This is a genomic window from Mesorhizobium sp. M0698 (assembly GCF_040320455.1).
In the GTDB taxonomy this organism is placed as follows: domain Bacteria; phylum Pseudomonadota; class Alphaproteobacteria; order Rhizobiales; family Rhizobiaceae; genus Mesorhizobium.
Genome location: NZ_JAMYPQ010000010.1, coordinates 128,809 through 140,381 on the forward strand (window position 1 = coordinate 128,809; position 11,573 = coordinate 140,381).

9 protein-coding genes are annotated in these 11,573 nt (G+C 63.6%); 3 read left to right on the forward strand and 6 right to left on the reverse strand.

The genetic code is table 11. The annotated features are described in order from the left end of the window. Positions 1-235 precede the first annotated feature (235 nt). Positions 236-3,355: an excinuclease ABC subunit UvrB gene (gene uvrB / locus NKI16_RS20615; protein ID WP_023678399.1), complete on the reverse strand. Its 3,120-nt coding sequence runs from the start codon at positions 3,353-3,355 to the stop codon at positions 236-238. A gap of 113 nt (positions 3,356-3,468) precedes the next feature. Then, positions 3,469-4,722 (reverse strand): hypothetical protein, encoded by a 1,254-nt coding sequence (locus NKI16_RS20620; protein ID WP_352623103.1) that lies wholly within the window; start codon positions 4,720-4,722, stop codon positions 3,469-3,471. 161 nt (positions 4,723-4,883) lie between these two features. On the opposite strand from NKI16_RS20620, the gene NKI16_RS20625 reads away from it, so the two are divergent. Next, positions 4,884-5,924: a CapA family protein gene (locus NKI16_RS20625; RefSeq protein WP_352623104.1), complete on the forward strand. Its 1,041-nt coding sequence runs from the start codon at positions 4,884-4,886 to the stop codon at positions 5,922-5,924. A 61-nt stretch (positions 5,925-5,985) separates the two neighbouring features. Further along, complete coding sequence (locus tag NKI16_RS20630) at positions 5,986-6,957, forward strand: hypothetical protein (protein WP_352623105.1); 972 nt, start codon at positions 5,986-5,988, stop codon at positions 6,955-6,957. Positions 6,958-6,983: 26 nt separating this feature from the next. Here NKI16_RS20630 and NKI16_RS20635 read toward each other — a convergent pair whose 3' ends face one another. After that, positions 6,984-7,469 carry a YegJ family protein gene (locus NKI16_RS20635; RefSeq protein ID WP_023678395.1) on the reverse strand — a complete coding sequence of 162 codons (486 nt, stop codon included), beginning with the start codon at positions 7,467-7,469 and terminating at the stop codon, positions 6,984-6,986. A 61-nt stretch (positions 7,470-7,530) separates the two neighbouring features. Here NKI16_RS20635 and NKI16_RS20640 point away from each other — a divergent pair, with 61 nt between their 5' ends. Continuing rightward, complete coding sequence (locus NKI16_RS20640) at positions 7,531-9,210, forward strand: FAD-binding oxidoreductase (protein WP_352623106.1); 1,680 nt, start codon at positions 7,531-7,533, stop codon at positions 9,208-9,210. Positions 9,211-9,218: 8 nt separating this feature from the next. Here the strand turns inward: NKI16_RS20640 and NKI16_RS20645 are convergent, their stop codons facing one another. From NKI16_RS20645 to NKI16_RS20655, 3 genes are all read right to left on the reverse strand, one after another. Further along, a complete protein-coding gene (locus tag NKI16_RS20645; RefSeq protein ID WP_023678393.1) occupies positions 9,219-9,734 on the reverse strand; it encodes a hypothetical protein in 516 nt (171 codons plus the stop codon). A 160-nt stretch (positions 9,735-9,894) separates the two neighbouring features. Continuing rightward, positions 9,895-11,025 (reverse strand): hypothetical protein, encoded by a 1,131-nt coding sequence (locus NKI16_RS20650; protein WP_023678392.1) that lies wholly within the window; start codon positions 11,023-11,025, stop codon positions 9,895-9,897. A 6-nt stretch (positions 11,026-11,031) separates the two neighbouring features. Further along, the gene (locus NKI16_RS20655) at positions 11,032-11,466 is read right to left on the reverse strand and encodes a DUF4383 domain-containing protein (RefSeq protein WP_023678391.1); all 435 of its coding nucleotides are present in this window, start codon (positions 11,464-11,466) and stop codon (positions 11,032-11,034) included. Positions 11,467-11,573 lie beyond the last annotated feature (107 nt).

Here is an 11,573-nt window from a genome sequence, read left to right on the forward strand (position 1 = left end):
AACACGCAGCCCTCCTTTCAAGACGTTCGAGTTGTAGAAACTGGCTACACCAAGGGTAGGGCCGATGGCAAGTGGCTAGGCTCCCCCTTCTCCACTTGTGGGAGAAGGTGGCCGCGAAGCGGTCGGATGAGGGGTGCTCCAGCTTGGCACCGACGGCGATCCGTCCAGCACCCCTCAACCGTCTCGGCGCTGCGCGCCGATCCACCTTCTCCCACAAGGGGAGAAGGGAAGCTCGCTACCGTCCCGGCCGACCCGTCTTGCCGGGCCGGCGCTTTTCACGGCGGGCGTCGGCGGGGTCTTCGTAGGAGCCGATGCCGGCGCGCTGGCGGGCAACAGGTTTGGCGGAATCGTCGCGTTCCTTCGCGCCCCCCTCTGCCCTGCCGGGCATCTCCCCCACTTGGGGGGAGATCGGCTGCGGCTTGGCCGGCACTTTTCCCTCGACTGGCTTTTCCGTGCGCCGCACCGTCATCTCGTCGAGCGAATTCTTCTTGAACAGCGGTTTGATCGGCTCGCCGGGGATGCCGAAATCGGAGCCGTGCGCCTCTTCTGCCGACTGCTTCTTGAACAGCGAACGCGACACTGCGCCGGCAGGGGTCGGCATGTCGGTGCCGGGTCCCATGGCGTCGAGCGAGGGTTTTGCGAAGAGCGGTTTCTTGACCGGCACGGCACCGTCGGCCCCCATCTCGTTGAGCGCGGGCTTGCGGAAGAGACCCTTGCCGTCGTCGTCGACCGCGCGGTGTATGGCACGGCCCTTGTTGTGCTTGCCCTTTTCGCGGCCCGAGACCGGGCTTTCCATGTCGGCATATTTGGCCAGCGGATCGTCGGAGATGGACAGCTCCATCTCGCGCAGCCGCTTGATCTCGTCGCGGATGCGGGCCGCCTTCTCAAAGTCGAGGTTGGCGGCGGCGTCGCGCATCTGCTTGTCCATCGCGTCGAGATGCGCCTTCAGATTGTTGCCCATCATCGCGCCGGCGCTGTCGGTGAACTGCGAGATATCGGCGCGGACATGATCTTTTTCGTAGACCGAGTCCAGGATGTCCGAAATGCGCGACTTGACCGATTCCGGGGTGATGCCGTTGGCCGCGTTCCACTCCATCTGCTTTTCGCGACGGCGATTGGTCTCGGCCATCGCCCGCTCCATCGAGCCGGTGATCTGGTCGGCGTAGAGGATGACCTTGCCGTCGACGTTTCTGGCGGCACGGCCGATGGTCTGGATCAGCGATGTCTCGGAGCGCAGGAAGCCTTCCTTGTCGGCGTCGAGAATGGCGACGAAGCCGCATTCGGGAATGTCGAGGCCTTCGCGCAGCAGGTTGATGCCGACCAGCACGTCGAAGGCGCCGAGGCGCAGGTCGCGCAGGATCTCGATACGCTCCAGCGTGTCGATGTCTGAGTGCATGTAGCGCACGCGAATGCCCTGCTCGTGCAGATACTCGGTCAGGTCCTCGGCCATGCGTTTGGTCAGCACGGTGACCAGCGTGCGGTAGCCGGCCCTGGTGGTCTCGCGGATTTCGCCCACGACATCGTCGACCTGCGTCTTGGCCGGGCGCACCTCGACCGGCGGATCGATCAGGCCGGTCGGGCGGATGACCTGTTCGGCGAAGACACCGCCGGACTGCTCCATCTCCCAACCGCCGGGCGTTGCCGAAACCGCAACGGAAAGCGGGCGCATGGCGTCCCACTCCTCGAAGCGCAGCGGCCGGTTGTCCATGCAGGACGGCAGGCGGAACCCATACTCGGCCAGCGTCGCCTTGCGGCGAAAGTCGCCGCGATACATGCCGCCGATCTGCGGTATGGTGACGTGACTTTCGTCGACAAAGACCAACGCATTGTCGGGGATGTATTCGAACAAGGTCGGCGGCGGATCGCCCGGCTGGCGGCCGGTCAGATAGCGCGAGTAATTCTCGATGCCGGCGCAGGAGCCCGTCGCTTCCAGCATCTCCAGGTCGAAGCGGGTGCGCTGCTCAAGCCGCTGCGCCTCGAGCAACCGACCCGCCCGTTCCAGTTCGACCAGCCGGTGCTTGAGTTCTTCCTTGATCGACTTGATGGCCTGATTGAGGGTCGGACGCGGCGTCACATAGTGCGAATTGGCGTAGATCTTGACGCTCTTCAACTCGCCGGTCTTCTGGCCGGTCAGCGGGTCGAATTCGGTGATCGCCTCGATCTCGTCGCCGAACAGCGAGATGCGCCAGGCGCGGTCCTCGAGGTGAGCCGGGAAGATCTCGATCGTGTCGCCTCGCACCCGGAACGAGCCGCGGACGAAATTGATGTCTTGGCGCTTGTATTGCTGGGCGACGAGGTCGGCGAGCAGCGCGCGCTGGTCGAGCCGGTCGCCGATCTGCATCTGGAAGGTCATCGCCGTATAGGTCTCGACCGAGCCGATACCGTAGATGCAGGACACCGAGGCGACGATGATGACGTCGTCGCGCTCGAGCAGCGAGCGCGTCGCCGAATGGCGCATGCGGTCGATCTGCTCGTTGATCGAGGATTCCTTCTCGATGTAGGTGTCGGTCCGGGGCACATAGGCCTCAGGCTGGTAATAGTCGTAGTAGCTGACGAAATACTCGACGGCGTTTTCCGGGAAGAATTTCTTGAACTCGGAATAGAGCTGCGCGGCAAGCGTCTTGTTGGGCGCCAGGATCAGAGCGGGGCGCTGCGTCTCTTCGATCACCTTGGCCATGGTAAAGGTCTTGCCCGAGCCGGTGACGCCGAGCAGAACCTGGGTGCGGTCGTTGCTGTTGACGCCCTCGACGAGATCCTTGATCGCGGTCGGCTGGTCGCCGGCGGGCTCGAAATCCGAGACCATCTTGATGGCGATGCCGCCTTCGGATTTTTCCGGCCGGGCGGGACGGTGCGGCGTCCACAGCACGCCGTCCTTATGCAACGGATTGCCGGATTCGATCAGCGCCGACAGCGCCGCGACGGTGGCGGTGACGCCGCCCGAGGCCATTGTCTCGGCCTCTTCCAGTGAGACATCGAGGCCGGCGACAGGGTTGAGACCGGCCGCAGTGCGCTCCCGCGCCGAAGCCGCGCCGCCCATCGAGGTGCCGCGTGCCGTACGGCCGGGGGAAGAGGAGCGCTCGGGGATTTTCTTCGCCGGCTTCGGCGATTTGCCGCCGTCTTTGCCGGAAACGCGCCCTTCCTTCTCGGCTTCCTGCTCTATCTGCTCGGCCCAGTCGGCGATCGAGCCGGTCAGCGGCGCGCCGGTGAACTCGGCCTGCGGCGCCTCGGCAAAGCCGCCCTTGTACAAGGGCTCCGACGCATCGAGGAAATCGGTCAGCGGACTGCGCCGCTTGGGCGGCGAAGCGCGCTCGTCATTCGCCGGCGGAGGCGTTTTCTTGTCGGACAGTCTGGCCATGGCCCGAATATGGGAGGTATCGGCCAAAATGGAAAGAGCGGAGTGGCGGGTGGCGCGAGGCGCAATCCAGCTGCTGACAGAAGGGTGTCAGGAGCACCCTCCACGTTTCCCGCTCAATTAAACCAAAGCGCGAACGTCAGAAACCCGGCGCCGCCGAACTGGCGCTGGATCTGGTTGAACTCCTCGCTGGTGAGAATCTTCCCGCGCTCGAGATAGGGCGCGATGGCCGGGCCGGTGATCGACAGCACCAGGTCGAAGGTTTTTGGCTCATCAAAGAAGCGCTTCATGTTGATGCCTTTGTCGGCGATGCGGAAATGCGGCAGCAAGGTGCGTCCCTCCAGCAGATCCTCGGCCATGGCCAGGGCGGCGAGCCAGGCCTGTATCTGCTGCTCACCAACTTCGAGACCGGTCAGCGGGCTGGCGCCTTTCTGCTGCGGCCCAGGCAGCCATTCGCGGTCATTGTCGGTTTCGGCGCGGATGGCTTTCCAGTCCTCGCGCGACAGCCGGATCATTTCCATGAGATGGCGGCGTGCCGCTTGCCGGCGCTCCGGCTCGACCACTTGCCAGTTGATGAGATGGACCAGCGAGATGAAATCGGCGATGCGCCATTCGGACGACAGAATGCCGCCGCTCATGCCGCCGTCCGGCGGAACGAGCGTGTCCTGCAGCGGTAGTTTGGCGCGCGGGAACAGCATATGGAACGAACCGTCGAAGGTGTTGCTGAAGTCATGCGCCAACCAGAAGTCGGCCTGCGCCATCAGGAACTCGGCATAGCCCTGCAGCCAATAGCCGTCGGCGCGGTCGAAGCGGAAGATGAGGGCGGGTGCGGCCGCGTCTGGCGCACCGCCGCCGCGTGACAGAGACGCCATGATCGCCGCGGCGCTTTCGTCCGGCGCGATCGTACCGTCCTCGTTGAGGTCGATGCCGAGGCGGGTGAGGTCGATGACCATGCCGATGTCCGCGTCGGCGGGTACCGAACTCAGCGTGGCTGCGGATTTCTCCAGCCGGTCGCGGAAGGCGACGAGAATGGCGCGGAATTGTTCGTAGGTCAGCGGCTCGGGATTGGCATTGTCCGGCACCGGCAGCCGCATCAGCGGCAGCATGAAGGATTGCGGGCTGTCGAAACCGTGGCGGTGCAGACCGCCGGCCAGGATCTCCAGCGCTGTGAAGAATTCGCCGGCGCCGGCGGCATAGGCGGCTGCCGGATCGCCTGGCGCGGCGGCTTCCAGAGCGGCAAGAGCGCTGTCGCGCTCAGTCACGGTTTTTGCCTCGAACAGGGCCGCCGGTTCGGGAGCCGCGGCGCCGGCTGAGGACAGCGGCAGGACAAGAACGATGGCGCCTGCCATCAGCCTGAAAAAACGCGTCATCTTGGTCGCCCCTCTTTGTCGCTCCGCACGAACCATACACGCATTTGGCTCACGGCGCCTGTTACCTTCGGACGGGCCGGTCATCATTTCATTTATGCTAACAGTCGAAGCTTCAATCAATCCGGCAGACGGTCTACACAGGGCAAACCATTGGGCGTCGCGTGTCGAACTATCCGCTTTCGTACAAACTGTCGTGGCTGCCGCGCTTCCTCCGGCCTTCGCTCGACGGCGACGCGCGCGGCTTTGCGCCTGCGGCAGCGACCCTGATCGAGCCGCCGCCGGCACGGGTGGTGCGGTTGGCTTTCGTCGGCGATATCTCGGCGGTGGCCAATCGCCGCGCGCCGGACTGCGATCCGGCGATTGCGGCACTGCTTGCCTCGGCCGATCTGGTGGTCGGCAATTGCGAAAGCCCGGTGGTGGAGCGGCCGAGCGCTGTTTTGGGCACCAGGCTTGGCACGCACCACGCGATGAGCGAGCGGTTCCTTGCTGAGGCGCTGGCCGCCGCCGGCATTTCGCGTGAAAAACTGGTGCTGTCGCTGGCCAACAACCATGTGCTCGACCAGGGTATTGCCGGCTTCGACGAGACCGTCGCCGCGCTGGAGCAATTAGGCATCCGCACGATCGGCACTGCGGCTCCGGTCGAGCGGTTTGCAGTTGGTTCGCTGACCATAGGCCTTGCCGCCTTTACCTTGTGGCGCAATACCGACGAGGCTCAGTTCGCGGGCCGAGTCTCGATGCAAGCCGATCCGACGCAATGGCCGCACGCTGCCGCTTTGGGTGTCGACCTCCTCTGCGCGGTGCCGCATTGGGATTGGGAATTCCGGCATTTTCCACGTGCGAAGACGCGGGCAATGGCGCGACTTCTGGCCGAACATGGCGTCGGCCTGATCGCCGGACATCATGCCCATGTCGTGCAGCCGATCGAGCGGATCGGCAAGACGCTCGTTGCCTATGGGCTCGGCGATTTCATCGGCACCGCCTTCGCGCGGCAGCCATGGCCCGGCCGCATCGGCGCCATTCTCGTCGTCGAGATCAGCGACGATCCCGGCACGCGCGGGGCCATCGCCGCCTACCGGCTGCATGCCTTCATGCGGTTGCGCGCCGGCGATCACGAGCGGCTGGTCCCGCTTGAAACGCTGGCGGGAAAATCCAGGCAAAGGGTTCTAGCCCGCCTCGATGCGGTCTTCGGTGCCGTGCGCTGACGCAGTCCACCAAACCGGCTATCATGCCCAGCGCGGGCAGGCTTGTGGCGGCGGGTGGGTGATGGAAACTGCGGATTTCATGCCGAACGAAGCGGTGATCGCCGGCCTCAGGAAGAACATCGAGGCCTATGAGGCGCAACGAGCTTCGGCCCATCGCCGGACACGCTGGCGGGTGCCACTTTTCATCGGGCTGGTGCTGGTGTTCGTGGCGTTTGTGGCCTGGCTCTTCAACGGCGTTGCCGACCCCAACGAGCAGTGGTTCTCGACCCCGCATGTGTTCCTCTATATCGGCGGATTCCTGGCTGCGATCCTGCTCTATTTCCAGGCGATCAAGCCAGCGCGCAAATTGCAGCAGTCGTTCCGCAGCACGCTGTTGCCGATCATCTTCGGCTTCATCGAGGACATGCAGTACCGGCACAACGTCAAGCCGAATTCGTTCGACCGGCTGCCGCGCGAGACGGTTGGTCCGTTCAACCAGCAGTCTTTCGACGATGTTTTTTCCGGCCGGTACGAAGGATTTCCGTTCGAGCTTTACGAGGCAAATCTCCGGGAAGGAACGGGCAAGAGCACGACGGTGGTATTCAAGGGCGTCATCGTCGCCTTCGAGACGATCGTGCCGTTCCCCGGCACATTGGTGGCCGCGCGCCGGACCAACAAAGTCCTCGGCTTCTTCCGCGGCATCTTCGGCAGCAAGATGCAGGAACTATCCAGCGGCGTGCCGGAGCTCGATGCCGCCTACGAGTTCCGCACCGACAATATCGAGGCGGCGCGGCCGCTGGTAACCGGCCGGCTGGCGCAGGCGCTCGAATGGCTTGGCGAAACATGGCCGAAGGAACCGGCACGCGTCGCGCTCAACGGCAGCGACGGCTTTCTGCTGCTTCCGCAGACGAAGAACTTCTTCGAGCTGCCGGACATCTCTGTGCCGCTCGACTATGTCAAGCATGTTGCGCCGATGATCGCCGACATGGGCACGATCCTGGCGACCGCGGCGCTGGTGCGCAAGATTGGGGCGCAGGACGAGGACGCGGGGTAGCGGCTAAAGCGCCTCGCGCTCGGACATCAGCAGTCGAAGCCGTAATTGTCGCGGAGATAGTCCGCGTCTTCCTTCGACATCTTCTTGAGCATCACACAGACGGTAAAGCTGCCCACCTGATGGCCGTTCTTGGTGTATCCCCAGTCCGAAATTTCGTCCCGGGTGAATTCGATCTCCTGGCCGGCGACGACGTTGTGCACTGCCTGCGGCTCGTTTGCTAAAATTCCGGCAAATCCGCTCGCCGTTCGGTGAAAGGGAATGATCCAGAAATGTTCCGTCGCGGTTCCGTCTTCGATCCTTACCTTCAATTTGAACGTGGCTGTTCCGGACGGCGGCGCCTCGGACAGGATCAGGAAGTCATCCAGGCTGGCGCGGGCCTGCTCAATCGCCGCCGCCATCTCCGGATCGTCCCTTGCCACACCGAGGACTCCCTTCTCACCGCTTTGGGCGTCGGCTGAGACCGGAGCAAACGCGAGTAGCAGGGCAATCGTGGCACGGACGGCAAGCTTCATGGTGCGGCTGCTTTCGACGCTTTCGCCAGAACGACTGTGATCATCATTTGCCGAACGTCTGATGGCAACTGGTTTTTGTCTCCATCTGGCGCTATTCCTGGGACAGTGGGGTGGGGCTATGGTCGAGGAACGCAAGGGGTTTCGCCTGTCGCGGCGGCTGCTGCTGGGTGCGGCGGTGGTCGGCGGCGCGATGCTCTGGGGCGGGACGACCGTGGCGCGGCTGGCGCGCGGTCCGTCGGGGCAGAAGAATTCCGGGCGCATCGCCGACATTGACGGGATCGACCTGGCGCAGAAGCCGCTGGAGGGCCCGCCAGCCTACGATCCGGCGCTGCCATGGCTGACCAAGGGCGGCAACATCAACGATGCCAGCGGCCTGTCGATGACACCGGTCTACGGCGTTATCGAAGTCAGCGAGGAAGACCACATCGCGAGCGCGCTGGCCCTTGCCCGCGCCAATAGCCTGAAGGTCTCGGTCGCGGCGGTGCGCCATTCGATGGGCGGCCACGCCTTCGACGACAACGCGCTGGTCCTCGACATGCGCAAATTCAACAAGGTCAGTGTCGACCCGACGGCGAAGACGATCACCTTGCAGCCGGGCGCGCGCTGGCACGACATCCAGAACCTTTTGCACCCGCGCTTCGCGGTGAAGGCGATGCAGTCGACCGACATCTTTTCGGTCGGCGGCTCGCTGTCGGTCAACGCGCATGGCATGGACCACCAGGCCGGCTCGGTCGCCGGCTCGATCCGATCGATGCGGGTGATGCTGGCGGACGGTTCCGTGACGACCTGCTCACCGGCCGAAAATACCGAGTTGTTCCGCCACGTCGTCGGCGGCTACGGCCTGTTCGGCGTGGTGCTGGAGGCGACGCTCGACATCGTCGACAACGCCGTCTACCGGACCTCGCGCGAGATCATTAAATCGGACGATTTCCCGACGTTCTTCGCCGAGGTGCTGGAGCCAAACAGGGCGATCGGTCTGTTTTATGGGCATCTGTCGACTGCGCCGGGCAATTTCCTCGAGGATATGATCGTCTACCGCTATGACAAGGTGGCCGACCAGCCGCCGGCCGACCAGCCGGCAATCGGTGAACCGGGTTCGGTCGGGCTCAAGCGGGTGATCATCAACCTGGCGAAATGGGGCAGCCTGTTCCAGGAGCTGAAATGGTTCACCGAAAAGACGCTGGAGCCGCAATTCGAGAGCTGCACGGTGGCGCGGACGACGGCAATGGCCGAGGGCGAGGCCTGCCTCGTCACGCGCAACAATCCGATGCACGATTCAGTGCCCTATCTGTTCAACGATCTGCTCGACGAGACCGACATCCTGCACGAGTATTTCATCCCGCGGGCGGCCTATAACCCGTTCATCGCGGAAGCGCGCGAGATCCTGCGCAACCAGAGCCTGCCGGTGCTCAACGCGTCGGTGCGCATCGTCCACAAGGAGGATGTGGCGCTGAATTATGCGCCGGAGCCGGCCTATTCGCTGGTGCTCTACATCAATCAGCCGACAGACGCCGACGGAAATGCCAGGATGCGGGCGCTGACAAGGGCGCTGATCGACGTGACGATCAAGCATGGCGGGCGTTTTTTCCTGCCCTACCAGCTCCACTACACAGGCAAGGAACTGCTTGCCTCCTATCCGGAACTGCCGTCCTTCCTGGCGAAGAAGCTGCAATACGATCCGGGCGAGCTGTTTTCGTCGATTTTTTATCGCGCCGTCAAGGCACTGATCGGCACGGCCTGAAGCGGCGGCTACAGACCGTCAGGCAGCTTCGCCGCCAGCCAGTTCGCCGAACGCCTGGCGATGCCGATCGTTGCCGATGCGGCGCGGCCGAGATCGGTCTTGACTACGGCGTAGCCGGCCTTCGTGCGGTAGAGCAGGGCGCTGCCGCCATCGACCGCCGCTTCATAGGCGACCGGCCGGACGGCTTCCGTTTCCGTCGCCGTGGCCTGCGTTCCGACCGCAGCACTGGGCCGATGGCTCAGTTCCGGTGGCAGCGGGTCTGTCGCTGCGGTGCTGGCCGTCGTCAATTCAGGCTCGGAAGCGGTCACAGCGAGCTGCGATGACGAAGACGAGTTCTGTGTCCGGCAGATGCCGGAGACCAGCGGATAGTCGAAATTGCGCTCGTGCAGCATCTGGCTTTTCATCGCCGCTTCGCATTCGGCGATGGTCGACCATTTGGCGGGCGTCTCGCCGATATATTCGCAAAGCCTGGCGTCGCAGTCGCAGCCGACGATGGTCATGGCGACAAGGGCGGTCTTGATCACGGTCTTGTCCCTCCGAGTTGCCTGGCACATGTGCGCAAGACAACGTGTCTACGGCATCATCAATCGTTGCGGAACAAGGCGGGATTTGGCCGCGATTGTGGAATGAGCGTGGCGGAGCATCACGCAACGTCTTGCCGAGGCCGGCTGTGACCGAAAGGCCTCAGTAATCGTAGACATGCTCGAGCCTGGCGCCCGCCGTCATCAGCGCCGGCAGCACGATGTGCAGCTTGCGCACGGCGACAGTCAGCCCGGTGCGGCGCGTCGAAGGTTCCGCCGGAAGCGGGTAGCTGAACAAGGTGCGTGCACCTTCGGGAACATTGATCTCGTCATTGGAAAGCATGGTGACCATGATCTCGTCATTGCCGCCGATCTCGACGAAGGAGACGCCCTTGTCGATCAGGCGCGGGATCATGTCGGTGAACACCTGATAGCGCCTGGTGACGAAGACCGTGCCGTCGGCGCCGAGATCGCGCTCCAGCAAGGTGTCGGGTTCGTTGCGCGTCACTTCCCCGACCGGACCCTTGGCCCAGACATGAATGTCGAGCAGGGCCGGGTCGGTGGTGGCGGCGAGCGCCGACTTGATCAGATCGGCGTAGCCCTGCTTGATCGTGTCGGCGAGGCCGAAGGCGAGCTTGCGTTCGCCGGTACGGAAGGCGCTGTCGTCCGGCGCCGGCTGGACGGCTAACAGGCCGGCACGTTTTTCGGCATAGGGAAACTGGTACCACGGCACCTGGTCGAGAAAACCGGCATAATCGGCCGCGACCTTGGCCTGGTAGATGTCGACGGCGGTGCGCTTGCCGGCTGTCGCTTCGGTGACGCGGCCGATCGTATTTTCATAGGCCCACTGGATGGCGTGCTCGATCGTGTGGCTGGTGCCGATGACCACCAGCATCTGGTGGTTGTCGAGGTTGAACTTGTAGGTGGAGCTGGCGCGGATGACCATCGCATAGTCCTGCCAGAAGCGGCCGATATAGGAGAGATAGGGAAAACCGCTCGGCTGGTTCTTGTCGACAAAGCCGGCATATTCGCGGGCGGCGTAGACGATGGCCCATTCCGGATAGGTGAGAAAGGTCGATTCCTCCGGCCGTTGGTAGCCGGGGATCTCGGCACGGACCTTGTCGGCCAGCGCCTTTGGCGGAGCACCCTCGGCGATGCCCGGCAATGGTGTTGTGTCCAGCGACGGCGTGGTGAGAAAGCCGTAGGCCAGCCCGGCGATCGGGATCAACACGACAATGACGACGAGCCAGAGGATCGCCTTGATGATGCGCTTCAGCCAGCGGAACAGGAACATGGCTGGTCAGGCCGTGGCGAAATGGTCGTACACACGTTTCGACAGCCAGAACCCGACGTAGACGGCGAAGCCGCCGATGACGATGTGCGGCAGGTTGGCGAAGAAGCGGGCCGGGAATTCGATGTCGTTCAGGGAGCGGAAGCCGTTGATGAAGATGCCGCCATCGAGGCAGCCGGAACCGGTGACCAGGCCGAGCACGCCGTCGAACAGATAGACCGAGCCGAACAGCTTGAAATAGAACACCGCCTGGCGGTGCGAGATGAAAGCGGCGGCCAGCGCCCAGACGCCGGAGAAGGCGTGCAGCAAATCATCATACCATTGCAGCGAGAACAGGCCGAACAGATTGCCGCCGGCATCGTTGAAGGCCGGCACATAGCCGATGGCAACAACGCCGAAGAACAGGAAAGCATAGGCAACGGCAAGCCTCTGGATGAGCGTCATGAAATGTCCCCCTGCCGTCAGCCCCTTTAAACGGCCCCCGACGACAAATGGATAGTAGCTGATTTTGGCGCAGCGTGAAGCGTCGCCGGCAAAATCGTCAGGCGGGG